The sequence below is a fragment of the Cereibacter ovatus genome (assembly GCF_900207575.1).
Lineage (GTDB): Bacteria > Pseudomonadota > Alphaproteobacteria > Rhodobacterales > Rhodobacteraceae > Cereibacter_A > Cereibacter_A ovatus.
On record NZ_OAOQ01000002.1, the window covers coordinates 228521 to 253085 of the forward strand.

Below are 24565 nucleotides of genomic sequence, written 5' to 3' on the forward strand. Positions count from 1 at the left end.
CTGCGTGGCGCAAGGCTGCGCCGGGCCATGCCAAGGCGCGGGCCGTTGCGGCGGCCCGCCTGTGCGCCTTCGCTGCCGGTTGCCTCGGGTCTCAGCCGCGGCCGGGGTCGGCGGGGTAGACGCCAAGGATTTCGTGCTGGCTGGTAAAATAGCGCAGTTCTTCCAGCGCCAGCGTCACGTTCGGGTCGTCGGGGTGGCCTTCGACATCGGCATAGAACTCGGTCGCGATGAACGAGCCGCCGACCATGTAGCTTTCCAGCTTGGTCATGTTCACGCCGTTGGTGGCAAAGCCCCCTAGCGCCTTGTAAAGCGCGGCCGGGATGTTGCGCACCCGGAAGGTGAAGGTGGTGACCATCTTGCCCGGCCCGCGGCGGGAAAAGTCGGGCTCGCGCGACATCACAAGGAAACGGGTGGTGTTGTTCGACTGGTCCTCGATATGGCGGGCGACCACGTCCAGCCCGTAGATCTCGCCCGCCAGTTCCGACGCCAGCGCGGCCAGTTTCGGGTCGGCCTTTTCGGCCACCAGCCGGGCCGATCCCGCGGTATCCGCCCCCGTCACCGGGCGCAGATCGTGCTTGCGCAGGAAGCTGCGGCACTGGCCCAGCAGGACCGTATGGCTCATGGCGGCCTCGATCGCCTCGATCGGGGTGCCGGGCACCGCCAGCAGGTTGATGTGAACGCGCACGAAGGCCTCGTCCACGATCCGCAGCCCGGATCCGGGCAAAAGCGAGTGGATGTCGGCCACCCGGCCATAGGTCGAGTTTTCAACCGGCAGCATCGCAAGATCGGCCTCGCCCGAGCGGACAAGGTCGATCGCGTCCTCGAAGGTGCGGCAGGGAACCGCCTCCATCGCCGGCCGTGCCTGACGGCAAGCCTGATGCGAGTAAGCCCCGGGTTCGCCCTGAAATGCGATTCGCCCAGCCATTCGATTGATCTCCGTCATCGGAAAAAGGTTGCCCGCGCGTCCGGGGGCGCTACTACACCTTGAAAGCACGGGGAAGAAGCGGATACATGTCCCGCGGACCCATATCGAGGTAAATGCGACATGTTCGACACGATGACCCTGACAAAAGCGGTCGGCGCCGGGTGCGGTGCGCTTCTGGCGTTCCTTCTGGTGGGTTGGGCAGGGCAGGGGCTTTACGGCACCTCGGTCGGCGGGCATGGCGACGACGTGGCTCAGGCCTATGTGATCGAAACCGCCAGTTCCGCCCCGGCGGACGAAGAACCGGCCGAGGTCGTGCCCTTCGTGGATCTGGTGGCGGCGGCCGATGCCGCGGCGGGGCAGAAGGTGTTCGGCAAATGCGCGGCCTGCCACAAGGTCGACGGCACCAACGCGACGGGTCCGCATCTGGATGGCGTGGTTGAACGCGCGGTGGCCAGCGTCGAAGGGTTCACCTATTCCGAGCCGATGCTGGCCCATGCCGCCGCGGCGCCGACATGGACGCTGGATGAGCTGAATTCCTTCATCACCAATCCCAAGGGCCATGTTCCGGGCACCAAGATGACCTTTGCCGGCCTTGCGAAAGAACAGGATCGCGCGAACTTGGTGGCTTACCTGTCGTCGCTTCAGTAACCGGCCTTGCCCCGGCACCGCAGGCCGCCCCCTGACCCGGGGCGGCCTTTGCCTTTCCGCAGCCGTCACGCAATCGCAACTTGAGGCCGCGCGCCGTTGCACCGTAGCATGTGCCCCGGGCAGGGGATGCCCGAGGAACGCGGCAAGGAGAACGGCATGGCGGGACGTGGGGCGCGTCGGGGGCAGGGCGGGGTTGCGGCTGCGACGATGCTCGATGTGCGGCCTTGGCTGCTGGGGGGCCTGGGTCTTGTGCTGGTGACCGCCGCGGCGCTGCCGGCGCGCGGGCAGGATCGGGTTCAGGATCAGCCCATCGTTTCCGCGCATGGCATCTCGACCTTTGGCGAGCTGAAATATCCCGCGGGCTTTGCCCATCTCGACTATGTGAACCCCGACGCGCCCAAGGGGGGCGAAATATCGGAATGGGCCTTTGGCGGGTTCGATTCGATGAACCCCTATTCGGTCAAGGGACGGTCGGCGGCGCTGTCGTCGGTCATGTATGAATCGATCCTGACCGGCACCGCCGACGAGATCGGCGCCGCCTATTGCCTGCTGTGCGAGACGCTGGAATATCCCGAGGATCGCAGCTGGGTGATCTTCAACCTGCGCCCCGAGGCGACGTTCGCGGACGGAACCCCCGTCACCGCCGAGGACGTGGTGTTTTCCTATCAGACCTTCGTGGCCAAGGGCCTGACCGATTTCCGCACCGTCCTTGCCCGGCAGGTCGAAAGCGCCGAGGCGCTGGGCCCCCATCGGGTGAAGTTCACCTTCAAGCCCGGCATCCCCACCCGTGATCTGCCGCAGGACGTGGGCGGCCTGCCGGTGCTGTCCAAGGCGCAATACGAACGCGAAGGGCTGAATCTTGAGGAAGGCAGCATGACGCCGTTCCTTGGATCGGGCCCCTATGTGCTGGACCGGATGAATGTGGGCCAGACGGTGGTCTATCGCCGCAACCCCGACTATTGGGGCCGCGATCTGCCGATCAACCGCGGACGCAACAACTTTGACACGATCCGCGTCGAATATTACGCCGACTACAACGCCGCTTTCGAAGGCTTCAAGGGCGGCAGCTACACGTTCCGCAACGAGGCGTCCTCGATCCTGTGGGCGACGGGCTATGACTTTCCGGCGGTGACGAACGGCCATGTGCAGAAGGTGGACCTGCCCTCGGGGGCCAAGGCCACCGGGCAGGGCTGGCTGATCAACCTGCGGCGCGAAAAGTTTCAAGACCCCCGCGTGCGCGAGGCGCTGAATCTGGTGTTCAACTTTGAATGGTCGAACCAGACGCTGTTCTACGGGCTTTATACCCGCATCGATTCCTTCTGGGAAAACAGCTATCTGGAAGCCGAAGGCCCGCCATCGCCGGCCGAGGTCGCGCTGTTGCAGCCGCTGGTGGACGACGGTCTTTTGCCGGCCGCCATCCTGACCGATCCGCCGGTCAGCCCGGCCGTGTCGGGCGCGCGTCAGCTGGATCGCGGCAACCTGCGCGCCGCCAGCAAACTGCTGGACGATGCCGGCTGGGCCGTGGGCAGCGACGGCCTGCGCCGCAACGCCAAGGGTGAGGTTCTGCGGGTCGAGTTCCTGAATGACAGCCAGACCTTTGACCGTGTCATCAACCCCTTCGTGGAAAACCTGCGGGCCCTTGGGGTCGAGGCGCTGATGACGCGGGTGGACAATGCGCAGATGGAAAGCCGCACCCGGCCGCCCAGCTATGATTTCGACATCGCCACCGGCAACGCGCGCACGAACTACATCTCGGGGTCGGAACTGAAGCAGTATTACGGATCGGAAACCGCCGACGTGTCCAGCTTCAACATGATGGGGCTGAAAAGCCCCGCCGTGGACCGCATGATCGAGGTGGTTCTGGCCACTAGGACCTCGGACGAGTTGGTGGTCGCGACCAAGGCGCTGGACCGGGTGTTGCGGCTGGAACGGTTCTGGGTGCCGCAATGGCACAAGGCGACCCATACCGTCGCCTATTACGACATGTTCGACCATCCGGCGGAACTTCCGCCCTACGCGCTGGGAGAACTGGACTTCTGGTGGTTCAACCCCGACAAGGCGCAGGCGCTGCGCGATGCGGGCGTCTTGAGACAATAAGAGGGCTGCACCCCGCATGGGCGCCTATATCCTTCGGCGATTGCTGCTGATCGTGCCGACGCTGTTCGGCATCATGGTCATCAACTTCGCGCTGACCCAGTTCGTCCCCGGCGGCCCGATCGAGCAGGTGCTTGCCCGGCTGGAAGGGCAGGGCGACGTGTTCCAGACCGTCGCGGGCGGCGGCGATGCCGGCGGCGATATCGCCACGGCGGGACAGGCGGATGAACGCTATGTCGGCTCGCGCGGGTTGCCGCCCGAGTTCATCGCCGATCTGGAACGCCAGTTCGGTTTTGACAAGCCGCCGCTGGAACGGTTCCTGAACATGATGTGGAACTATGTCCGGTTCGACTTCGGGGAAAGCTATTTCCGGTCGATCTCGGTGGTGGATCTGGTGAAGGAAAAGATGCCGGTTTCGATCTCGCTGGGGCTGTGGTCGACGCTGATCGCCTATCTGGTGTCGATTCCGCTGGGGATCCGAAAGGCGGTTCGGGACGGGTCGAGTTTCGACACCTGGACAAGCGGGGCGATCATCGTGGCCTATGCCATCCCCGGCTTTCTGTTCGCCATCCTGCTGTTGGTGCTGTTTGCGGGCGGTTCCTACTGGCAGTGGTTCCCGCTGCGGGGCCTTACATCCGACAACTGGGACAGCCTGTCGATCTGGGGCAAGGTGGTGGATTACTTCTGGCACATCGCGCTGCCGGTTCTGGCCTCGACGATTTCCGCCTTTGCCACGCTGACCTTGTTGACGAAGAACAGCTTTCTGGAAGAAATCCGCAAACAGTATGTGATGACCGCGCGGGCCAAGGGCCTGACCGAGGCGCGGGTGCTTTATGGCCATGTGTTCCGCAACGCCATGCTGATCGTGATCGCGTCCTTTCCGTCGGTGTTCGTGTCGGTGTTCTTCGGCGGCAGCCTGATCATCGAGACGATCTTTTCGCTGGACGGCCTTGGCCGGCTGGGTTTCGAGGCCGCGGTGGCGCGCGATTACCCGGTGATCTTCGGCACGCTGTTCGTCTTCGGCCTGCTGGGCCTTGTGATGGGGATCCTGTCGGACCTGATGTATGTCTGGATCGACCCTCGCATCGATTTTGGCACAAGGGGCTGACATGGCGCTGTCGCCCCTGAACCAGCGCCGCTGGCGCAACTTCAAGGCCAACCGCCGCGCCTTCTGGTCGTTGTGCGTCTTCACGGTGCTGTTCGGCCTGTCGCTGTTTGCCGAGCTGATCGCCAACGACAAGCCGCTTCTGGTGGGCTATCGCGGCGCGATCTACACCCCCATCACCCATTTCTACCCGGAAACCGCCTTTGGCGGCGATTTCCAGACCGAGGCCGCCTATCGCGACCCCGAAGTGCGCTGCCTGATCGTCTCGGGCGGGCACGAAGCCTGCTGGGACGACCCCGAAGGAACCGAGGCCGAGGCCCGAGGCGGCACCGTCGGCGGGGCGCCGATCGAAAAGGGCTGGCTTTTGTGGCCGCCGATCCCCTACAGCTACGATACGATCAACGATATTGGCCGCGCCGCGCCCTCGCCGCCCGACGCCAATCACTGGCTGGGCACCGACGACACCGCCCGCGATGTGCTGGCGCGCGTGATCCATGGCTTCCGGCTGTCGGTGGCTTTCGCGTTGATTGTGACCTTCCTTACCTCGGTCATCGGGATCGCCGCGGGGGCGGTGCAGGGCTATTTCGGCGGCCTGACCGACCTGATCTTCCAGCGCGTGATCGAGCTTTGGGGTTCGACGCCCTCGCTTTACATCATCATCATCGTCGCCGCGATCTGGCAGATGGATTTCTGGCTGCTGGTGGGCTTGATGGTGCTGTTTGGCTGGACCAGCCTGATCGGCGTCGTCCGGGCCGAATTCCTGCGGGCGCGCAACTTCGAATATGTCCGCGCGGCCCGCGCGCTGGGTGTGGCCGATCCGGTCATCATGTTCCGCCATGTGCTGCCCAATGCGATGGTCGCCACGCTGACCATGCTGCCCTTCATCATCACCGGCACCATCGGCAGCCTTGCCGCGCTGGATTTCCTTGGGTTCGGGCTGCCCTCGTCGGCGCCTTCGCTGGGCGAACTGACGCTTCAGGCCAAGCAGAACCTTCAGGCGCCGTGGCTGGGCTTTACCGCCTTTTTCGCCTTCGCGATCATGCTGTCGCTGATGGTGTTCATCTTCGAGGGCGTGCGCGACGCCTTCGACCCGCGAAAGACGTTTGGATGAGCGTGTTGCAGGTCAAGGATCTGACCGTCCGCTTCCGGCAGGACGGCCGGGTGGTTCAGGCGGTGAAGGGCGTCAGCTTTTCGGTCGGGCGCGGCGAAACCGTGGCGCTGGTGGGCGAAAGCGGCTCGGGCAAGTCGGTCACGGCGCTGTCCACCGTCTCGCTTCTGCCCGACAGCGCCGAGGTCACCGGATCTGTGCTTTATGACGGGCGCGAGATGGTCGGCGCCCCCGAAGCCGCCTTGCGCAAGGTGCGCGGCAACGACATCAGCTTCATCTTTCAAGAGCCGATGACCTCGCTCAACCCGCTGCACTCGATCGAACGCCAGATCGGGGAAAGCCTTGCGCTGCATCAGGGGCTGACCGGCGACAAGGCGCGGGCGCGGATTCTGGAGTTGCTGACCAAGGTCGGCATCCGCGACCCCGAAAGCCGTCTTGGCGCCTATCCGCATCAGTTGTCGGGCGGCCAGCGCCAGCGGGTGATGATCGCCATGGCCCTTGCGAACGGTCCCGATCTGCTGGTCGCGGACGAGCCCACCACCGCGCTCGATGTGACGATTCAGGCGCAGATCCTTGACCTGCTGGCCGAACTGAAGGCGCGCGAGGGGCTGAGCCTGCTGTTCATCACCCACGATCTGGGCGTGGTGCGCCGCATTGCCGACCGGGTCTGCGTGATGCAGGGCGGCGAGATCGTGGAACAGGGGCCCGCCGCGCAGCTTTTTGCAGCGCCCGTCCATCCCTATACGCAAAAGCTGCTGGCGGCCGAGCCGAAGGGCCGCCCCGATCCGGTTGCCGACACCGCCCCCGAGGTGGTTCGTGCCGATGGTCTGCGGGTCTGGTTTCCGATCCAGCGCGGGCTGTTGCGCCGCACCGTCGGCCATGTGAAGGCGGTGAATGGCGCCACCCTGTCGATCCGCGCCGGCGAGACGCTGGGCGTGGTGGGCGAAAGCGGATCGGGCAAGACGACGCTGGCGCTGGGTCTGCTTCGGCTGATCGACTCGGACGGGCCGATCGCCTTCATGGGCCACGCCATCCACACCCGCCGCAGTGGCCAATTGCGCGATCTGCGCCGCGACATGCAGATCGTGTTTCAGGACCCCTATGGCAGCCTGTCGCCGCGGATGACGGTCGAACAGATCATCGCTGAAGGGCTGGGGGTGCATGGCGTCGAAAAGGGCCGCGACCGCCGCGGGATGGTGGCCGAGATCATGTCCGAGGTGGGTCTGGACCCGGTGGCGATGGGGCGCTATCCGCACGAATTTTCCGGCGGCCAGCGTCAGCGGATCGCGATTGCGCGGGCGATGATCCTGCGGCCGAAATTCGTGGTGCTGGACGAGCCCACCAGCGCGCTGGACATGACGGTGCAGGTGCAGATCGTCGATCTGCTGCGGGCGCTGCAACGCAAATGGGGGCTGGCCTATCTGTTCATCAGCCACGATCTGCGGGTGGTCCGCGCGCTGTCGCACAAGGTTCTGGTGATGAAGGACGGCGAGGTGGTCGAGGCCGGCGAAGGCGCCGAGATCTTCGAACGCCCGCGCACCGACTATACCCGCACGCTTCTGGCGGCAGCCTTTGGCAGCGCCGCGCCGTTGGTCCCATGAAGATCCTGTTCGTCCACCAGAACTTTCCCGGGCAGTTCCTGCATCTTGCCCCCGAGCTGCAACGCCGCGGTCACGACTGCCGCGCCCTGACCGATGGCGGCAACACCCGCCCCTCGCCCATTCCGGTGCTGCGCTATCGCCACGAGGTGCCGCCCCCCGATCCGCAGGCCACGCGGCTGGGGCGCAACTACACCCAAAGCAGCGACCGTGGCGTGACGGTGGCCCGCGCCGCCATACAGTTGCGCGACCGCGACGGCTATTGTCCCGACCTGATCTTCGGCCATTCCGGCTGGGGCGAGACGCTGTTTCTGAAAGAGGTCTGGCCCGCGGCCAAGCTGCTGATCTACGCCGAGTTCTACTATCGCGGCGCCGGCCACGACGTCAGCTTCGACCCCGAGTTCGACAAGCGCGGCTTTGACGCGGTGATGATCGCGCAAGGCAGGGCGGCGCATCTGGGGCAGGCGCTGCTTCATGCCGATGCCGGGCTGTCGCCAACGCTCTGGCAGGCGTCGACCTATCCGCCGCCGCTGCGGCGCATGATCGAGGTGATCCATGACGGGGTGGACACGCAGACACTGGCGCCCGACCCGGCGGCCAGTTTCGCGCTGCCCGACGGCCGGGTGTTGCGCGCAGGCGACGAGGTTCTGACCTTCGTCAACCGCAATCTGGAACCCTATCGCGGCTATCACGTCTTCATGCGCGCCCTTCCCGCGGTGCTGGCGGCGCGGCCTGCCGCGCAGGTGGTTCTGGTGGGCGGCGATGGCGTCAGCTATGGCCCCGCGCCCGCCGACGGGACCTGGAAAGACCGCTTTCTGTCCGAGGTCCGCGACCGGATCGATCTGTCGCGCGTGCATTTCGTGGGCCGCGTGCCCTATGATCGCTTCCGGGCGCTGATGCAGGTCAGCCGCGCCCATGCCTATCTGACCTATCCCTTCGTGCTGTCATGGTCGATGCTTGAGGCGATGTCGGCCGGTGCGCTGATCGTCGGCTCGCGCACGCCGCCCGTCGAAGAGGTGATCCGCCATGGCGAGAACGGCCTGCTGGTGGATTTCTTCGACATCGAGGGCTGGTCGCGCACGCTGACCGCGGCGCTGGCCGATCCTGCGGGCCATGCGGGTCTGCGCGCGGCCGGGCGGCAGACGGTTCAGGCGCGCTATGACCTGCGCAGTCTGTGCCTGCCGCGGATGGTCGATTTCGTCGAGCGTCACGCTCCTGCGGTCTGGCGGCCTGCCTCTGGCGCATAGGCGTCGAAGTGGCGGGCGATCATCCGTGTCAGCGGGCGGCCGGGTTCCGTGATCTCAAGCCCTTGGCCGGTGATGGCGACCATGCCCGGAAAGGCCATGGCGGCGGCCTGAAACATCGCCTCAAGCCGTTCGGGCGGCAGTGCGAACCGGGCAAGGATCTGCGCCCGGTTGATGCGGAAGTCGCACATCAACTGTTCGATCATCCGGCCACGCAGGCGGTCGTCGTCGGTCAGCACATGGCCGCGCGCGGTCGAGAAATGCCCGCCGCGGATCGCCTTCAGATGGTCGGACGTGCTGGGCGCGTTCTGCGCAAAGCCCTGCGGAAAGCGCGAGATCGCCGAGGCCCCCAGCCCGATCAGCACCTCGGCCCGGTCATCGGTATAGCCCTGAAAGCTGCGCCGCAACCGGCCGGCCTGCTGCGCGCGGGCCAGCCCGTCGCCGGGGTGCACGAAATGGTCGATGCCGACCGGGCGGAAGCCGTCCCACAGCAGCAGATCCTGCGCGGTCCTGAACAGCGCCAGCCGTTCCTCGGGGCGGGGGATCGATTCGGTCGCGATCATCAGCTGCCGGCGCGAGATCGCCGGCACATGGGCATAGGGGTGAACCGCCACCCGATCCGGCGCCAGCGACAGAAGCTTCTGCACCGAATCTGCCAGCCGCGGCCCGGTCTGATGCGGCAGTCCGACCAGAATTTCCGTATCGAGAAATTTCAGCCCGCGTTCGCGCAGGTCGTCGACCAGACGGCGGGTCAGATCAAAGCCCTGTTGCCGGCCGATCGCCTGCTGGATTTCCGGGGCAAAGTCCTGAATGCCGATCGAGACCCGGCCAAGGCCGGCCTGAAACAGCGCATCCAGCCGGGCCGCGTCGATTTCGGTCGGGTCCATTTCGACCGAGAATTCGGTCTCGTCGGTGGGCGGCAGCGCGTCGTGGATGGCGGCGACCAGTTCGCGGATCAGGTCGGGGGGCAGCAGGGTGGGGGTGCCGCCGCCCCAGTGCAGCCGCGACAGCCGGATGCCGGGCGCAAGCCGGGTCTGAAGCAGGGCGATTTCGGATTTCAGGGCTGCGGCATATGCGCGCACGGGGGCGTCCGTGCTCGTGCCTTGCGTGCGGCACGCACAGAACCAGCACAGATGCCTGCAAAACGGGACATGAAGATACAAAGAGACGGCAGTTCCTGAAGGAATCGCCGAAATCCAATCGCCAAACAGCCGATCCGTGACCGCCGGACCGAAGTGGGGCGCGGTCGGATAGCTCGTATAGCGGGGAACGCGGGCGTCAAAGAGCCCGAGTTTTGCAAGTTGAGAAACCGACTCCATCGGCTTTCGCTAGGGGCGAAAGTTGTTTATTGCTTTGATTCAGATCAAGCGGGAAAGCCGGCATGTCGCTGCACGAAGTTCCGATCCTTCTCCACCGTTGCGGCGACTGTCCGATCCGGCATCGTGCCGTCTGCGCGCGTTGCGATACGGACGAACTCAGCACGCTGGAGCAGATCAAGTATTACCGCAGCTATCAGGCTGGCCAGACGGTGATCTGGTCCGGGGACAAGATGGATTTCGTGGCCTCGGTGGTCACCGGGATCGCCACGCTGACCCAGACGATGGAGGACGGCCGCCGCCAGATGGTGGGCCTGTTGTTGCCGTCGGATTTCGTGGGGCGGCCGGGCCGGCAGACCGTGGCCTATGACGTGACCGCCACAACCGATCTGCTGATGTGTTGTTTCCGACGCAAGCCGTTCGAAGAGATGATGCACCGCACCCCCCATGTCGGGCAGCGACTTCTCGAAATGACACTGGATGAGCTGGACGCCGCGCGAGAGTGGATGTTGCTTCTGGGCCGCAAGACCGCGCGCGAGAAGATCGCAAGCCTGCTGGCCATCATCGCCCGGCGCGACGCGGCGCTGAAGCTGCGCGATTCGAAGGGGCCGATGACCTTCGATCTGCCGCTGACGCGCGAGGAGATGGCCGATTACCTTGGCCTGACGCTGGAAACCGTCAGCCGGCAGGTCTCGGCGCTGAAACGCGACGGGGTGATCTCGTTGGAAGGCAAGCGCCATGTGATCGTGAACGACTTCGCGCGCCTGCTGGAAGAAGCCGGCGACGACAGCGACGGCGGCCTGCCGGTCTGACCTGCCGCGCCGTTGCCCTGACCGACCATGAAAAAGCCCGCCCCTGTCAGGGCGGGCAGATCCGGCGCAGTGAGCGTCAGTGCGCCATCAGGACCGGCACTTCGGCCAGTTCCAGCATGTCACGGGTGGCCCCGCCCAGGATCGCCTCGCGGAAGCGCGAATGGCCATAGGCCCCCATCACCAGCAGATCGGCATTCTGGTCGCGCACATGGCGACCGATCACGTCCGAAATGCGCGGCAGCGTTCTGGCCAGCACCGAGACCTCGGCCCGCACCCCGTGGCGGACCAGCATCTGGCACAGCGCCCCGCCGGGGTCTGACCGTTCGGCGCCATGGGCCGAAGGATCGACGATCACGATGTTCACGATCTCGGCGTTCAGCAGGAAGGGCATGGCCTTGCGCACCGCGGCCAACGCCTCGCGGCTCTGGTCCCAGGCGATCACCACGCGGCCGCCGAAACTTTGGCTGAGCGCGGGGTCGTCGGGAAGCACCAGCACCGGCGCCTGACCGTCGAACAGCGCGGATTCGACCACGGCCTCGGCCTCGGGTCCGCGGCCCTTGCCATAGGGGCGGCCCACCACCACCAGATCGGCAAAGCGTGATCGCAGCGCGACCAGCCCGGCAAGGCCGCCCATCTGCGCCACCGCCGTCTCGACCGAGGCGCGCAGCCCTGCCGGTTGCCCGGCCAGCACGGCCGCGGCGGCCTTTTCAACGGCCTTTGCCTCTTGTTCGGCGCGTTCCAGCGCCATTTGCAGCACCACCGCCGTGCCGCCCATGTTGTAATAGGCCACCTGGGTTCCATCGATCCCCAGTGCGAGCACGTCGAGATGAGCATCCTCGGCCAGCGCAAGGCGTGCCGCGACCGAGATCGCGGGCTCGACCCGATCCGGCGAGGTGGCCACCGTCAGCAACGATTTGTAGGCCATCAGGCACCCTCCAGGCGATGAACTTTCGTGGGGGGATCCTGAAAGCGAATGGGGCTTTGTTCCTTGACGCGGATCAAGTATCAGGACGGAAACCATTGACATGGATCAAGGCATAATCCGCGACATGCCGCCACAGACGGACTGTCGGTTAGCCAAGGCCGAGGCGTCGGCCCGCGAAGACGAAGGGACGCAAGATGTTGGATTATGTTAAGTTGGTCGCGCTCGGCGTGATCGCGCTGCTTGCCGCGATCGCCGCCAACTACGCGCGCGACCTTGCATATATGGTCAATGCCGTCACGATCATGTTGGTCGCTGGCGGCCTTTTTCTATGGCAGGTTCGCAGGTTGGGGGACGATGTCCGCCCCGCGCCCGCGCTTCAATCCGAGTATATGGATGGAGTTGTGCGCTACGGTGTGGTGGCCACGGCCTTCTGGGGCGTCGTGGGCTTTCTGGTGGCGGTGTTCATCGCCTTCCAGCTTGCTTTCCCGGCGCTGAACTTCGACTGGGCCCATGGCTATCTGAACTTTGGCCGGTTGCGGCCGCTGCACACCTCGGCTGTGATCTTCGCCTTCGGGGGCAACGCGCTGATCGCGACCAGCTTCTATGTGGTGCAGCGCACCTCGGCGGCGCGGCTGTGGGGCGGAAACCTCGCCTGGTTCGTGTTCTGGGGCTATAACCTGTTCATCGTGCTGGCGGCCTCGGGTTACCTGCTGGGGGCGACCCAGTCCAAGGAATATGCCGAGCCGGAATGGTATGTGGACCTGTGGCTGACGGTGGTCTGGGTCGCCTATCTGGCGGTGTTCCTGGGCACGATCATCAAGCGCAAGGAACCCCACATCTATGTGGCCAACTGGTTCTACCTTGCGTTCATCGTCACCGTGGCGATGCTGCATATCTTCAACAACCTGTCGATTCCGGTGTCGATCTTTGGTTCGAAATCGGTGCAGCTGTTCTCGGGCGTGCAGGATGCGATGGTGCAGTGGTGGTATGGCCACAACGCCGTCGGCTTCTTCCTGACCGCGGGCTTCCTTGGCATGATGTATTACTTTGTGCCGAAACAGGCCGAGCGTCCGGTCTACAGCTACAAGCTGTCGATCGTGCACTTCTGGGCGCTGATCTTCCTGTATATCTGGGCCGGCCCGCACCACCTTCACTACACCGCGCTGCCGGACTGGGCCGCGACGCTGGGCATGGTGTTTTCGATCATGCTGTGGATGCCGTCCTGGGGTGGCATGATCAACGGCCTGATGACGCTGTCGGGCGCCTGGGACAAGCTGCGCACCGACCCGATCATCCGCATGATGGTGGTTTCGATCGGCTTCTACGGCATGTCGACCTTTGAAGGGCCGATGATGTCGATCCGTGCGGTGAACTCGCTGTCGCACTACACCGACTGGACCATCGGCCACGTCCATTCCGGCGCGCTTGGCTGGAACGGCATGATCACCTTCGGCGCGCTTTACTTCCTGACGCCGAAGCTGTGGAACAAAGAGCGGCTTTACAGCCTGACGCTGGTGTCGTGGCACTTCTGGCTCGCGACCATCGGTATCGTGCTTTACGCCTCGGCGATGTGGGTTTCGGGGATCATGGAAGGCCTGATGTGGCGTGAAGTCGACGCCAATGGCTTCCTTGTGAACGCCTTTGCGGACACCGTGGCGGCCAAGTTCCCGATGAACGTGGTGCGTGGCATCGGTGGCGTGCTTTACCTGACCGGCGCGCTCATCATGTGCTACAATATGTGGAAAACCGTGACCTCGGCACCCGAACGGGTGACGCGCGCCACGGCCGTTCCCGCTGAGTGAGAAAGGGAACGCCATGGGTATCCTGAACAAGCACAAGATCCTTGAAACCAACGCCACGCTGCTGCTGATCTTCAGCTTCCTTGTGGTGACCATCGGCGGCCTGGTGCAGATCGTGCCGCTGTTCTACCTGGAAAACACCATCGAGAAGGTGGAGGGCGTCCGGCCCTACACCCCTCTCGAACTGGCCGGTCGCGACATCTACATCCGCGAAGGGTGCTATGTCTGCCACAGCCAGATGATCCGCCCGATGCGCGACGAATTCGAACGCTACGGCCATTACAGCCTTGCCGCCGAGTCGATGTATGACCACCCGTTCCAGTGGGGGTCCAAACGCACCGGCCCCGACCTTGCCCGGGTGGGGGAACGCTATTCCGACGAATGGCATGTGGATCACCTGACCAACCCGCAGTCGGTGGTGCCGGAATCGATCATGCCGAAATACGGCTTCCTGTCGAACCGCGAGATCGACGGCCGCTATATCGGTGACACGATGGCGGTTCATCGCCTGATCGGCACACCCTATTCCGACGAGATGATGGAAAGCGCCGTCGCCGACTTCAAGGTGCAGGCCGATCCGAATGGCGACAGCGACGGGCTGCTGGAACGCTATGGCAAGGCCGCCGTGCGCAACTTTGACGGCCAGCCGCAACTGACCGAGATGGACGCACTGGTCGCCTATCTTCAGGTGCTGGGCACGATGGTCGATTTCTCGACCTTCAACCCCGACGCAAGCCGGTAAGGGGGCGGGCATGGAAACCTACAGCCTGCTGCGCAGCTTTGCCGACAGCTGGATGCTGCTGGTTCTGACGCTGTTCTTCGTGGGCGTGGTGTTCTGGGCCTGGCGCCCCGGCAGTCGCCGCGCACATGAAGATGCGGCGAACGCCATCTTCCGTCACGAGAGGAAACCCGCCGGCGACGATTGGGAATCGGCGTCCGAGGAGGCGAGGAAATGAGTGTGAAACCGACGAAACAGAAGCCCGGCGAGCCGCCGACCACCGGCCATTCCTGGGACGGGATTCAGGAATACGACAACCCGATGCCACGTTGGTGGCTGTGGACCTTCTACGCCTGCATCGCCTGGGCGGCGGGCTACATGGTGCTTTATCCGGCATGGCCGCTGGTTTCGGCGGCGACACCGGGCCTGCTTGGCTTCTCGACCCGTGGCGATCTGGAAACCGAAAAGCAGCGGTTCGCCGAGGCCAATTCCGCGATCCAGGCGAAGCTGGTCGAGACCGAGCTGACCCAGATCGCGGCCGATCCCGAACTGCTGCAATATGCCACCAACGCGGGGGCCGCGGTGTTCCGCACCAACTGCGTGCAGTGCCATGGTTCGGGTGCGGCGGGCGTGCAGGGGCAGGGCTATCCCAACCTGCTGGACGATGACTGGATCTGGGGGGGTGACATCGAATCGATCCACTTCACCGTGACCCACGGCATCCGCAACACCACCAACGACGAGGCGCGCTATTCCGAGATGCCGCGCTTTGGCGCGGACGAGCTTCTGGACAGCACCCAGATTGCCCAGGTGGTCGAGCATGTTCTGGCGATCTCGGGGCAGGACCACGACGCGGCGCTGGCCGCCGAAGGGGCGGTGGTGTTCGCAGAGAATTGCGCCGCCTGCCACACCGAGGCCGGCACCGGCAGCCGCGATGTCGGCGCACCGAACCTGACCGATGCGATCTGGCTTTACGGAGGCGACCGCGAGACCCTGACCGAGACGGTGACCAATGCCCGTTTTGGCGTGATGCCGAACTGGAACGTCCGTCTGACCGAAGCCGACATCCGTTCGGTTGCGGTCTATGTCCACGGTCTTGGTGGCGGCGAGTAACTGTTGATGAAGCGGCCCGGGGGACCAATGTTCCCCGGGCCGGCATCGATCCCCTACCCAGTGTGTGCGTTCCGAGTGCGGGGGGTTGAAATGTGCCGAAGGCAGGAAGCGGGCGGCCTGTCGCGCCGTGAATGTTGTATCACGGATGCGTAATTTGCGCGAAGTCGAGTTGCGCAGGTCGGTCGGTCTGATAGCACCCGGAACGTGATTGAAGCCGGAGTCCGCAGTGACCAGCCCCGATACAGAAACAAGCAACCTTTACGCCAAGCGGGAACCCGTGTTCCCCAAGCGCGTCAGCGGCAGCTTTCGCACCTTGAAATGGTGGATCCTTGCCGTGACGCTGGGCATCTACTACGTCTCGCCCTGGCTTCGCTGGGACCGCGGGCCGAACCTGCCGGATCAGGCGATCCTGATCGACATCGCGAACCGGCGCTTCTTCTTCTTCATGATCGAGATCTGGCCCCATGAATTCTATTTCGTGGCGGGCCTTCTGATCATGGCGGGGCTGGGGCTGTTCCTGTTCACCTCGGCGGCGGGGCGGGTCTGGTGCGGCTATGCCTGCCCGCAGACGGTCTGGACCGATCTGTTCATTCAGGTCGAACGCTGGGTCGAGGGCGACCGAAACGCCCGAATCCGCCTGCTGCGTCAACGCTGGAACGGGGAAAAGCTCCGCAAATATCTGACGAAATGGACGCTTTGGCTGCTGATCAGCGTGGCCACGGGCGGGGCCTGGGTGTTCTATTTCACCGATGCGCCGACGCTTCTGGTGGATCTTCTGACGCTGGATGCGCATCCGGTGGCCTGGATCACCATCGGCATCCTGACTGCGACGACCTTTGCCTTCGGCGGCTTTGCCCGCGAACAGATGTGCATCTATGCCTGTCCCTGGCCCCGGATTCAGGCCGCGATGATGGACGAGGAAACCATCACCGTGGCCTACCGCGAATGGCGCGGCGAGCCGCGCGGCAAGCTGAAAAAGGGCGAGCCGATCAGCCCCGATCAGGGCGATTGCATCGACTGCATGGCCTGCGTCACCGTCTGCCCGATGGGGATCGACATCCGGGACGGCCAGCAACTGGCCTGCATCACCTGTGCGCTGTGCATCGACGCCTGCGACGAGGTGATGGACAAGATCGGCAAGCCGCGGGGCCTGATCGGCTATCTGGCGCTGACCGACGAACGCGCCGAACGCGCGGGCGAAACGCCGCGCTCGGCCTGGCGGCATGTGTTCCGCACCCGGACGCTGCTTTACACCGCGCTATGGTCCGGGGTGGGGATTGCGCTGGTGGTGGCGCTGTTCCTGCGTTCGCCCATCGACATCAACCTGACGCCGGTGCGCAACCCGACCTATGTCACGCTGTCGGATGGCTCGATCCGCAACACCTATGACCTGCGGCTGCGCAACAAGCAGGGCGATGACCGGCAATACCGCATCACCGTCGCCAGCGAGGCCGACCTTGTGCTGTCGCTGGAGGGCACGACCGGCGATGTGGTCACCGTTCCGGCGAACGAGACGATGACGCAGCGCGTCTATATCATCTCGGGCAAGGGCACACCGGCGGCCGAATCGGAACGCACCGATCTGCAAATCTGGGTCGAGGATCTGACCGCCAGCCAGCGGGTCCGCGCCGAAACCATCTTCAACGGAAAGGGCAACTGACATGGCAGAGATGACCGGGCGCAAGGTGCTGGCGATCACGGTGGGGGCTTTCGGTGTCATCATCGCGGTGAACCTGCTGATGGCCTTCAAGGCGATCTCGACCTTCCCCGGGCTGGAGGTGCAGAACTCTTACGTTGCCAGCCAGACCTTCGACGCCGAGCGCACGGCCCAGCAGGCGCTGGGCTGGTCGCTGGCGGCCGAGTATGATCAGGCAGGCCGCGAACTGGTGCTGCGCTTTACCGATGCGGCCGGGCGACCGGCCGCGGTGCATGAACTGGACGTGCTTGTGGGCCGCACCACCGAAGCGCGCGAGGACCGCCGTCCCGAATTCACACGCGCCGACGGCGCCTTCCGCGCACCGCTGGATCTGGCCCGCGGCAAGTGGATGCTGAAGATCGAGGCGGCCTCGGCGCCGGGAACGCCGTTCCGTCAGCGCCTTGAACTGTTCGTGCAGGGGTAAGCCTGTGGCGGTTGCGCAGCGTATCGACCTGCCCGAAGCCGATGGTGTCGGCGGGGCCTCGGCCTGCCCGGCCTGTCTTGCCGCGCCTTCGGCCGAACGGCTGGCGGCGATGGCGGGGCCGGCAGGCGGGCGGCTGGTGCTGTCGCTGCCGACCGCGCATTGCGCGGCCTGCATGACCACGGTGGAAGGCGGGCTGGAAAAGCTGCCCGGCGTGCATTCGGCACGGGTCAACCTGACCCTGCGCCGGGTGTCGGTCGATGCCGCCCCCGAGGTGACGGCGGATCAGTTGATCGAGACCCTCGCCGGTCTGGGCTATGAGGCGCACGAACTGGATGCGGGCCTTCTGTCCGCAACCGAGACCGACCGGCAGGGCCGCGATCTGCTGATGCGGCTGGGCGTCGCCGGTTTTTCGATGATGAACGTGATGCTGCTGTCGGTGGCGGTCTGGTCGGGTGCGGAAAGCGCCACCCGCGATCTGTTCCACTGGATTTCGGCCGCCATCGCGCTGCCGACGGTGGTCTTTGCCGGTCAGCCGTTCTTCCGCAGCGCGTGGGCCGCGTTGCGGGTCGGGCGGCTGGGGATGGATGTGCCGATCTCGCTGGCGATCATCCTGGCCTCGTCGATCTCGCTGTTTGAGACCTTTCATTCCGGCCATCACGCCTATTTCGACGCGGCGGTGATGCTGACCTTCTTCCTGCTGGCGGGGCGCTATCTGGATCACCGCACCCGCGCCGTCGCCCGGTCCGCGGCCGAAGAACTGGCCGCGCTGGAAGTGCCGCGCGCCGTGGCGCTGCGCGAAGGCGCCGAGGTGACAGTGCCGATCTCAGACCTGTCGGTGGGAGAGCTGATCCGCGTGCGTCCGGGCGGGCGGATGCCGGTGGACGGGGTGGTGGTCGAAGGCTTTTCCGAACTCGACCGCTCGCTTCTGACCGGCGAAAGCCTGCCGGTGCAGGCCGGCCCCGAAACGGTGGTTTCGGCCGGCGAGGTGAACCTGACCGGCCCGCTGACGGTGCGGGTGACCGCGGCGGGGCGCGATTCATCCCTGCACCGCATGGCCGATCTGGTTGCGGTCGCGGAAAGCGCCAAGACGCGCTATACCTCGCTTGCGGAACGGGCGTCGCGGCTTTACTCGCCGCTGGTGCATATCCTGTCGTTTTCGGCCTTCGGGGTCTGGATGTGGATCACCGGGGGGGATCTGCGCACCTCGATCAACATTTCTGCCGCGGTTCTGATCATCACCTGCCCCTGCGCGCTGGGTCTTGCGGTGCCTGCGGTGGTGACGGCGGCCAGTGGCGGGTTGTTCCGGCGCGGCCTTCTGATCAAGCACGGCACCGCGCTGGAACGGCTGGCCGAGGTCGATACCGTGGCGTTCGACAAGACCGGCACGCTGACGCTGGGCACGCCGGATCTGACCAACCTTGCCTCGCATCGGCGCCCGGATCTGGAACTGGCCATGGCACTGGCCGAGGCGTCCTCGCATCCTCTGGCGCTGGCGATCGCCGCCTCTGCCCGTGCGGCCGGTATCCGCCCCGCCGTGATCGACGATCTGCGCGAGGTTCCGGGCTTTGGTGTCGAGGGGCGCTACCACGGCGTCGTGGTGCGGTTGGGCCGCGCCGACTGGGTGGGGGCGGCGCCGGTTTCGGTCACGGCCACCTATCTGTCGACGGGGCAGGAGACGCGCGCCTTCACCTTTGCCGACCGCCTGCGCCCCGGCGCGGCCGAGGCGGTGCGCGTGCTGGCCGCGCAGGGCAAGCGCATCCTGCTGCTGTCGGGCGATACCGAGGCGCCGGTGGCCGATCTGGCCCGCCGTCTGGGCATCGCAGAGTGGCAGTCGGGTGCCCGCCCCGAGGACAAGGCCGCCCGCATCGCCGCGCTGACGGCCGAAGGCCGGCGCGTGCTGATGGTGGGCGACGGGCTGAACGATACCGCGGCGCTGGCGGCGGCGCATGTCTCGGTGTCGCCGGCTTCGGCGCTGGATGCGGCGCGGGTGGCATCGGACATCGTGCTGCTGGGGCAGGACATTGCCCCCATTGGCGATGCGGTGCGGATCGCGGTGAAATCGACCCGGCGGATCAAAGAGAATTTCCTGATCTCGGCCGGCTATAACGTCGTCGCGGTTCCGCTGGCGCTGGTGGGGCTGGCCACGCCGCTGGCGGCGGCGCTGGCGATGTCGCTGTCCTCGATCAGCGTTTCGCTGAACGCCTTGCGGGTGAAGTGATGGATATTCTGGCCTATCTTATTCCGGTATCGCTGTTTCTGGGCGGGCTTGGCCTTGCCGCCTTCTTCTGGTCGCTGCGTGCCCGGCAATATGACGACCCCGAAGGCGATGCGAACCGCATCCTCAAGACCGATTACGACGACCGGCCGCGCGATTGACCGCCGCGCCCGATCCCTCGGGCCGCCGGGGGGGGGGGCATCCGGCGGGATGACCGGCCTTTCCTTCCCAGCGCCCACAAGGCATGAAAAAGCCCGCGTGCCGGTCTGGCCGCGGGCTTTTCATCTGCTGTCTCGCCGCCGGTTACGGCCCGATGGCAAAGCACTGGATCGCACGGGCCTGAAGCCTGCGGCAGGCCAGATCGGCCTGATCCTGGGTCAGCCCCATGAAATTCGCGTCATACCCGCCCGACCGCTCGGTCACCTTGCGCAGGCCGCTGTCCAGCACGACGCTTTCGGCCAGTGCGATCTGCATCAACTGCCGTTCGGCCGCACTGCGCGACGGATAGCGGCCCACGTTCACCCCCCAGTGCCGACCGCCCGAAGTGGACATGCGGGTGATGATCTCGGGTGCGGTCGGCACCGGCGAGGGCGCCCGCGCCGCGGCAAGCTGCACCTCGGGGCGTGATCGCGGCTGGGCCATGCCCGAATCCGATCCCTCACCATCCAGCGCGACCGCTTCGGCCACCTGCATCGCCAGCCGGTCGCTGCCCGAGGCTTCGGCCAGCGCGCTTTCGATCCCGCCTTGCATGGCATCGACAACGCTTGCCGCGGCATAGGCCGCATCCGACCCCGGCCTGCGCAGCGGCCGCGGCGAACGCGCGACCGCCGGCATGTCGTTGACCACGGGGGCGCCGGCCTGCGCCATCGCCACCGCCTCATAGGCCGGCGGGTCGGGCCGCTTGACCTTGGCGTTCGAGGGCGCCTCGCGGAAGCCGATATCCAGAAGTTGCGCCATCTTGGCGTTGCGCTGCGCGGTGCTGGTGCCGCCGAACACGGTCGCAATGATCCGCTTGTTGCCGCGCTGCGCCGAGGCGGTCAGGTTATAGCCCGCGGGCGAGGTATAGCCGGTCTTGATCCCGTCGGCGCCCTTGTAGGCATCCAGAAAACGGGTGTTGGTATTCGACACGGTGGCAATGCCCGCATCGGCGGTGCGGCGCGAGAAGATGTTGTAATACTGCGGGAAATCGAAGAACAGCCGCCGGCCCAGAACGTTCATGTCACGCGCGGTGGACAGGTGGCCATCCGCGGTCAGGCCATTGCAGTTGCGAAAGGTCGACTGCCGCATTCCCAGCGCCTTGGCGGTGCGGTTCATCCGCTCGGCAAAGGCGGCCTCGGACCCGCCCACCGCTTCGCAGATCGCGGTGGCGGCGTCGTTGGCCGATTTCACTGCCGCGGCGCGGATCAGATAGCGCAGCGCGATCCGCTGCCCCGGCCGCAGCCCCAGCTTCGAAGGCGGCTCGGCCGCCGCGTTCTTTGACACCGACACCATGGTATCGAGCGAGATCTCGCCGCGCTGGATCGCCTCGAATGTGATGTAAAGCGTCATCATTTTCGTGAGCGAGGCCGGATGCAGCCGGGTGGTGGCGTTGGTTTCGTAAAGCGTCTCGCCGGTTCGGGCGTCCATCACGATGGCCGCATAGGGCGCCGCAAGTGCCGCCTGCGCAGCCAGAACCGAAGCTGCTGCAACGAATAGGATTTTATGGACAAACTGCCCCAGGTGCGATGCCACGTCGCCTGTCCTTCTGCCTGCCTCGTTCCCCGCCGGTTCTTGCGACCGTCCGGTGTCTTTGATCTGCGCGGCAGGCTAGCACAGCTGACGATTCTGGAAAACCCCCGAAATTCAAGGGCTTTACCGCGCCTTTTCCATCGCGGATCGCAGATCTGGGGCGGCCTTGGCCAAGAACCTCAAGTTATGGGAAATTCCGGTCAAGATCGGCCACCAGCGCCGCCAGCCCGCCCAGATCCGACAGGGTATGATAGCGCGGATGGCCGTCGGGCGGGTCTGCGTGTTCCAGCGCCCATGTCAGACCGTGGGGAATGTAGACCCCGACGCCGCCGGCCGCGATCACAGGAAGAACATCGGATTTCAAAGAGTTGCCGACCATCAGCCCGCGTTCGGCGCCATCGCCGTGCCGCGCGAAAACGCGGGCATAGACGGCCGGCGTCTTGTCCGAGACGATCTCGACGCCGTGAAACAGCTCTCCCAGCCCCGATTGCGCCAGCTTGCGTTCCTGATCCAGCAGGTCGCCCTTGGTGACAAGGATCACCCGATGGTCGGCGGCCAGCGTCTCGACCGCATCGCGGGCGTGGGGCAGAAGCTCGATCGGATGGGCCAGCATCTCCTGCCCCGCGGCGATGATCTCGCGGATCACGCGGGCGGGCACGCGATCGTCGGTCACCTCGATGGCGGTTTCGATCATCGACAGCACGAAGCCCTTGATGCCAAAGCCATAATGGCCAAGGTTGCGCCGCTCGGCCGCCAGCAGGCGGTCGTGCAGGTGGTCGGCGCTGGCATGATCGGCCAGAAGTGCGGTGAATCGGTCCTGCGTCAGGCGAAAGAACGCCTCGTTCTGCCAAAGCGTGTCGTCGGCGTCGAATCCGATGGTGGTGATGCGTCCGTTCATGCGCCCTCCGGTCGGCTGGCCGGGCATGGCCCGGATGCGCGGACCATTGCGGCAAATGCTTTGCGCGGCAAGGGTGGATGCGGGGCGCGGACCTCTTTCCGTGGGACGAAAATGGGCTATACTGTCGCTCTCGTCCAACCTTGCGAATCCGCCCTCGGCAGGAGCCTTGATCTTGACCATGCGTCCGCTTCAGATGTCCGGCAAGAAGGATGCCCCCGGCGAGGATACGTCGATCCTGACCAAGACTCGCAGCAAGACCCAGCGCCCGCCGCTGTACAAGGTTCTGTTGCTGAACGACGACTACACCCCGATGGAGTTTGTGGTTCATGTTCTGGAACGCTTCTTCGGGCTAAGCCATGCGCAGGCGTTCGAGATCATGCTGACCGTGCACAAGAAGGGTCTTGCGGTGGTCGGTGTCTTTTCCTTCGAGGTGGCCGAGACCAAGGTGGCGCAGGTGATGGATTTCGCCCGCCGCCATCAGCATCCGCTGCAATGCACGATGGAAAAGGAATAAGGAACCCGGTCTGATTGCCGTTCCACGCCCGCCCGACAGGCGGGCTTTTTCGGTTGTTCATGGCCCCAGGCGGCCTGTTCCGTCGGCGCGGTCCTGCGCGGCTTGGCTGGTTCGCTGCGCAGGGGAATATTGTCAACCTATAGGCGACAATCCGCCGCTCTACCCCCTGTTTATCCCAAAGAGGGTGGGAACGGATCCGCTTAATCAAGGTTAATCTTCGCTTGCGGTCGGACATTTCCAGACTGGTCAAAGCGGAGGGCACGGTTTGGGCGTGCAACAGCGTCACCCCGGATTGGAAGGCCGGCTGGCCCTGACGCCGGTGCCGGAAGGCCCGCGCCTGCGCACCCCTGCCCGGATCGCGCCCCAAAAGCCGTGGGTGGGCGTTGTGTCGGTGGTCGGTGCCGCCGCTGTGGCCTATCTGGCGCTGGGGTTTGCGTTGACGGCCGGCGCGCCCTTGACGCGGTTGCTGTCCACCGTTTCCGGCAGCCTTGTTGCTGACGGCCCGGCGTCCGTGGATCTGACGCTTGCGCCCCAGACCGCCCCGCGCGGCTGGATCGACCGTCTGGAGACCGCGCTGGACATCCGCTATCTGATGGCCGATCCGCTGCCGGACCCGCGTCCTGTCCTGCCGGGTGGCCGCCCTGATCCGGCAGCGGCCTTGCCGGCGCTGTCGGCTTTGGGGCCGGTGGCCGTGGCGGGGGCTGCGCCTGCGGTCGATGCCGTGCCACCTGCCCGGCCGCTGATCTGGGCCGCATCGCCGCGCCTGTTTGCGGCGCTCGGGTCTGACGCGGGCTGGCCGAGGCTGCCGGGACTTCTGGCGCGCCTTGCCGCGCCGAACGTGCCGCTGCTGGCGCTGCCCGCGCTGGCCGAGGCGCTGCCGCGGGCCGATCGCGGCTCGGGGCCGGTGCTGGTCTGGCCCGCCCCTGTCGCGGCGGCGGGGGCGGCGGTGCCATTTCCCGACATGCCGGCATCCCGCGCAGCCCCGCTTGCCCCTGTGGCCTTCGCCGTCACCCCGCCGGGGGCGGGCGCGCGGCCACGGGCCGGCGTCGCCCGTGCAGAGACCTCGGGGGGCGGTGCGCCCGACCTGTTGCTGATCGCCAGCGGTCGGGACGGCGGCGAGGGGTGTCGCAGTCAGTCCTGTCTGGCGGTCAGCATCGCCCCGGCCACGCTGCCGTTCCTGTCGGCGCTGACCCCGACGAAGCGCGTGGCGAAGGCGGGTCGTAAGGCCGCATCCAAAACGGTTACCGTTTCGACCGCCTCGGTGGATGAGACCACAGCGCACCGGGGCGCCGTGTCCCCGATCGGGACGCGACAGGCTGTTCCCGGACAGGTGGCCCGGGCCGAGGTCGCGACCGGACGGAAGGGCAGGGCGACGGGGCCCGGGACATCCGTCGAACCGGGCAAGTCTGGCGCATCGGCGGCGTCCGGCAGGGGCGCTGCCAGCGGTGCGCGCGGAGGCAAGGACACCAGCGGCGCGAGCGGAGGGAAGGGTGCCGGCGGCGCGACCGGAGGGAAGGATGCCGGCGGTGCGAAAGGGGAAGGCGCGGGCGGCCGTAGCGGCGACGGTGGTCGCGATGGCGGAGGCCGCGGCGGTGGCGGCGGCCATGGTGGGAACGGCGGCGGCCACGGTGGCGGAAACGGCGGCGGCGGCAAGGGGGGCGGCCGGAACGGCTGACTTCGCACGA

The 24565-nt window shown here is 65.8% G+C and carries 22 protein-coding genes; 17 read left to right on the forward strand and 5 right to left on the reverse strand.

Translation table 11 applies throughout. The features are described from left to right. Positions 1–91: 91 nt before the first annotated feature. The gene (locus CRO07_RS03350) at positions 92–925 is read right to left on the reverse strand and encodes a prephenate dehydratase (RefSeq protein WP_097029269.1); all 834 of its coding nucleotides are present in this window, start codon (positions 923–925) and stop codon (positions 92–94) included. Between the two features lie 120 nt (positions 926–1045). Between CRO07_RS03350 and CRO07_RS03355 the strand changes: the two genes are divergently transcribed. The 6 genes from CRO07_RS03355 to CRO07_RS03380 all read left to right on the forward strand — a co-directional run bounded on the left by CRO07_RS03355 (position 1046) and on the right by CRO07_RS03380 (position 8725). Next, positions 1046–1573, forward strand: coding sequence for a c-type cytochrome (locus CRO07_RS03355; protein ID WP_097029270.1), 528 nt, complete (start codon positions 1046–1048; stop codon positions 1571–1573). Positions 1574–1729: 156 nt separating this feature from the next. Further along, on the forward strand, positions 1730–3670 hold the full coding sequence (locus tag CRO07_RS03360) for an extracellular solute-binding protein (RefSeq protein WP_097029474.1): 1941 nt from the start codon (positions 1730–1732) through the stop codon (positions 3668–3670). Positions 3671–3686: 16 nt separating this feature from the next. Then, on the forward strand, positions 3687–4775 hold the full coding sequence (locus CRO07_RS03365; RefSeq protein ID WP_097029271.1) for a microcin C ABC transporter permease YejB: 1089 nt from the start codon (positions 3687–3689) through the stop codon (positions 4773–4775). A 1-nt stretch (position 4776) separates the two neighbouring features. Next, complete coding sequence (locus CRO07_RS03370; RefSeq protein WP_097029272.1) at positions 4777–5883, forward strand: ABC transporter permease; 1107 nt, start codon at positions 4777–4779, stop codon at positions 5881–5883. Further along, complete coding sequence (locus tag CRO07_RS03375) at positions 5880–7481, forward strand: ABC transporter ATP-binding protein (protein WP_097029273.1); 1602 nt, start codon at positions 5880–5882, stop codon at positions 7479–7481. The genes CRO07_RS03370 and CRO07_RS03375 overlap by 4 nt, the downstream gene beginning before the upstream one ends. Beyond that, complete coding sequence (locus CRO07_RS03380; protein ID WP_097029274.1) at positions 7478–8725, forward strand: glycosyltransferase; 1248 nt, start codon at positions 7478–7480, stop codon at positions 8723–8725. The genes CRO07_RS03375 and CRO07_RS03380 overlap by 4 nt, the downstream gene beginning before the upstream one ends. Here CRO07_RS03380 and hemN read toward each other — a convergent pair. After that, entirely contained in the window at positions 8686–10041 is a 1356-nt protein-coding gene (hemN, locus tag CRO07_RS03385) for an oxygen-independent coproporphyrinogen III oxidase (RefSeq protein ID WP_097029275.1), read from the reverse strand. The two genes, CRO07_RS03380 and hemN, sit on opposite strands and share 40 nt — an antisense overlap. Before the next feature lie 62 nt (positions 10042–10103). On the opposite strand from hemN, the gene fnrL reads away from it, so the two are divergent. After that, entirely contained in the window at positions 10104–10850 is a 747-nt protein-coding gene (gene fnrL, locus CRO07_RS03390; RefSeq protein WP_097029276.1) for a transcriptional regulator FnrL, read from the forward strand. 76 nt (positions 10851–10926) lie between these two features. Here the strand turns inward: fnrL and CRO07_RS03395 are convergent, their stop codons facing one another. After that, positions 10927–11775 carry a universal stress protein gene (locus CRO07_RS03395; protein WP_097029277.1) on the reverse strand — a complete coding sequence of 283 codons (849 nt, stop codon included), beginning with the start codon at positions 11773–11775 and terminating at the stop codon, positions 10927–10929. Between the two features lie 194 nt (positions 11776–11969). On the opposite strand from CRO07_RS03395, the gene ccoN reads away from it, so the two are divergent. The 8 genes from ccoN to ccoS all read left to right on the forward strand — a co-directional run bounded on the left by ccoN (position 11970) and on the right by ccoS (position 19901). Continuing rightward, positions 11970–13577 carry a cytochrome-c oxidase, cbb3-type subunit I gene (gene ccoN, locus CRO07_RS03400; protein WP_097029278.1) on the forward strand — a complete coding sequence of 536 codons (1608 nt, stop codon included), beginning with the start codon at positions 11970–11972 and terminating at the stop codon, positions 13575–13577. Positions 13578–13590: 13 nt separating this feature from the next. Then, positions 13591–14316 carry a cytochrome-c oxidase, cbb3-type subunit II gene (ccoO, locus tag CRO07_RS03405; RefSeq protein ID WP_097029279.1) on the forward strand — a complete coding sequence of 242 codons (726 nt, stop codon included), beginning with the start codon at positions 13591–13593 and terminating at the stop codon, positions 14314–14316. A gap of 10 nt (positions 14317–14326) precedes the next feature. Beyond that, positions 14327–14530 (forward strand): cbb3-type cytochrome c oxidase subunit 3, encoded by a 204-nt coding sequence (locus tag CRO07_RS03410; RefSeq protein ID WP_097029280.1) that lies wholly within the window; start codon positions 14327–14329, stop codon positions 14528–14530. Next, positions 14527–15405 carry a cytochrome-c oxidase, cbb3-type subunit III gene (ccoP, locus tag CRO07_RS03415; protein ID WP_097029281.1) on the forward strand — a complete coding sequence of 293 codons (879 nt, stop codon included), beginning with the start codon at positions 14527–14529 and terminating at the stop codon, positions 15403–15405. Before CRO07_RS03410 ends, ccoP begins: the two co-directional genes overlap by 4 nt. Before the next feature lie 226 nt (positions 15406–15631). Further along, on the forward strand, positions 15632–17065 hold the full coding sequence (ccoG, locus tag CRO07_RS03420; protein ID WP_097029282.1) for a cytochrome c oxidase accessory protein CcoG: 1434 nt from the start codon (positions 15632–15634) through the stop codon (positions 17063–17065). A 1-nt stretch (position 17066) separates the two neighbouring features. Then, positions 17067–17525, forward strand: coding sequence for a FixH family protein (locus CRO07_RS03425; protein ID WP_097029283.1), 459 nt, complete (start codon positions 17067–17069; stop codon positions 17523–17525). 4 nt (positions 17526–17529) lie between these two features. Next, the gene (locus CRO07_RS03430; protein WP_097029284.1) at positions 17530–19743 is read left to right on the forward strand and encodes a heavy metal translocating P-type ATPase; all 2214 of its coding nucleotides are present in this window, start codon (positions 17530–17532) and stop codon (positions 19741–19743) included. Beyond that, a complete protein-coding gene (ccoS, locus tag CRO07_RS03435) occupies positions 19743–19901 on the forward strand; it encodes a cbb3-type cytochrome oxidase assembly protein CcoS (RefSeq protein WP_097029285.1) in 159 nt (52 codons plus the stop codon). Before CRO07_RS03430 ends, ccoS begins: the two co-directional genes overlap by 1 nt. Positions 19902–20043: 142 nt before the next feature. Here ccoS and CRO07_RS03440 read toward each other — a convergent pair whose 3' ends face one another. Together CRO07_RS03440 and CRO07_RS03445 are read right to left on the reverse strand one after the other, a co-directional pair. After that, the gene (locus tag CRO07_RS03440; RefSeq protein ID WP_097029286.1) at positions 20044–21471 is read right to left on the reverse strand and encodes a serine hydrolase; all 1428 of its coding nucleotides are present in this window, start codon (positions 21469–21471) and stop codon (positions 20044–20046) included. Positions 21472–21652: 181 nt separating this feature from the next. Next, on the reverse strand, positions 21653–22366 hold the full coding sequence (locus CRO07_RS03445; protein WP_097029287.1) for an HAD family hydrolase: 714 nt from the start codon (positions 22364–22366) through the stop codon (positions 21653–21655). A 193-nt stretch (positions 22367–22559) separates the two neighbouring features. Between CRO07_RS03445 and clpS the strand changes: the two genes are divergently transcribed. Further along, positions 22560–22880 carry an ATP-dependent Clp protease adapter ClpS gene (gene clpS / locus CRO07_RS03450; RefSeq protein WP_407919618.1) on the forward strand — a complete coding sequence of 107 codons (321 nt, stop codon included), beginning with the start codon at positions 22560–22562 and terminating at the stop codon, positions 22878–22880. Positions 22881–23151: 271 nt separating this feature from the next. Next, the gene (locus tag CRO07_RS18370; protein ID WP_204839981.1) at positions 23152–24555 is read left to right on the forward strand and encodes a hypothetical protein; all 1404 of its coding nucleotides are present in this window, start codon (positions 23152–23154) and stop codon (positions 24553–24555) included. Positions 24556–24565: the final 10 nt, after the last annotated feature.

Excerpts from the sequence above, each read along its gene's own strand:
- CRO07_RS03370 (WP_097029272.1), top strand. The coding sequence starts at position 4,777 with ATGGCGCTGTCGCCCCTGAACCAGCGCCGCTGGCGCAACTTCAAGGCC.
- ccoO (WP_097029279.1), top strand. The coding sequence starts at position 13,591 with ATGGGTATCCTGAACAAGCACAAGATCCTTGAAACCAACGCCACGCTG.
- CRO07_RS03445 (WP_097029287.1), bottom strand. The coding sequence starts at position 22,366 with ATGAACGGACGCATCACCACCATCGGATTCGACGCCGACGACACGCTT.
- ccoN (WP_097029278.1), top strand. The coding sequence starts at position 11,970 with ATGTTGGATTATGTTAAGTTGGTCGCGCTCGGCGTGATCGCGCTGCTT.
- CRO07_RS03360 (WP_097029474.1), top strand. The coding sequence starts at position 1,730 with ATGGCGGGACGTGGGGCGCGTCGGGGGCAGGGCGGGGTTGCGGCTGCG.
- clpS (WP_407919618.1), top strand. The coding sequence starts at position 22,560 with ATGTCCGGCAAGAAGGATGCCCCCGGCGAGGATACGTCGATCCTGACC.
- CRO07_RS03425 (WP_097029283.1), top strand. The coding sequence starts at position 17,067 with ATGGCAGAGATGACCGGGCGCAAGGTGCTGGCGATCACGGTGGGGGCT.
- fnrL (WP_097029276.1), top strand. The coding sequence starts at position 10,104 with ATGTCGCTGCACGAAGTTCCGATCCTTCTCCACCGTTGCGGCGACTGT.
- ccoS (WP_097029285.1), top strand. The coding sequence starts at position 19,743 with ATGGATATTCTGGCCTATCTTATTCCGGTATCGCTGTTTCTGGGCGGG.
- ccoP (WP_097029281.1), top strand. The coding sequence starts at position 14,527 with ATGAGTGTGAAACCGACGAAACAGAAGCCCGGCGAGCCGCCGACCACC.
- CRO07_RS03410 (WP_097029280.1), top strand. The coding sequence starts at position 14,327 with ATGGAAACCTACAGCCTGCTGCGCAGCTTTGCCGACAGCTGGATGCTG.
- CRO07_RS03355 (WP_097029270.1), top strand. The coding sequence starts at position 1,046 with ATGTTCGACACGATGACCCTGACAAAAGCGGTCGGCGCCGGGTGCGGT.
- CRO07_RS03380 (WP_097029274.1), top strand. The coding sequence starts at position 7,478 with ATGAAGATCCTGTTCGTCCACCAGAACTTTCCCGGGCAGTTCCTGCAT.
- CRO07_RS03395 (WP_097029277.1), bottom strand. The coding sequence starts at position 11,775 with ATGGCCTACAAATCGTTGCTGACGGTGGCCACCTCGCCGGATCGGGTC.
- CRO07_RS03365 (WP_097029271.1), top strand. The coding sequence starts at position 3,687 with ATGGGCGCCTATATCCTTCGGCGATTGCTGCTGATCGTGCCGACGCTG.
- CRO07_RS03375 (WP_097029273.1), top strand. The coding sequence starts at position 5,880 with ATGAGCGTGTTGCAGGTCAAGGATCTGACCGTCCGCTTCCGGCAGGAC.
- CRO07_RS03350 (WP_097029269.1), bottom strand. The coding sequence starts at position 925 with ATGGCTGGGCGAATCGCATTTCAGGGCGAACCCGGGGCTTACTCGCAT.
- hemN (WP_097029275.1), bottom strand. The coding sequence starts at position 10,041 with ATGGAGTCGGTTTCTCAACTTGCAAAACTCGGGCTCTTTGACGCCCGC.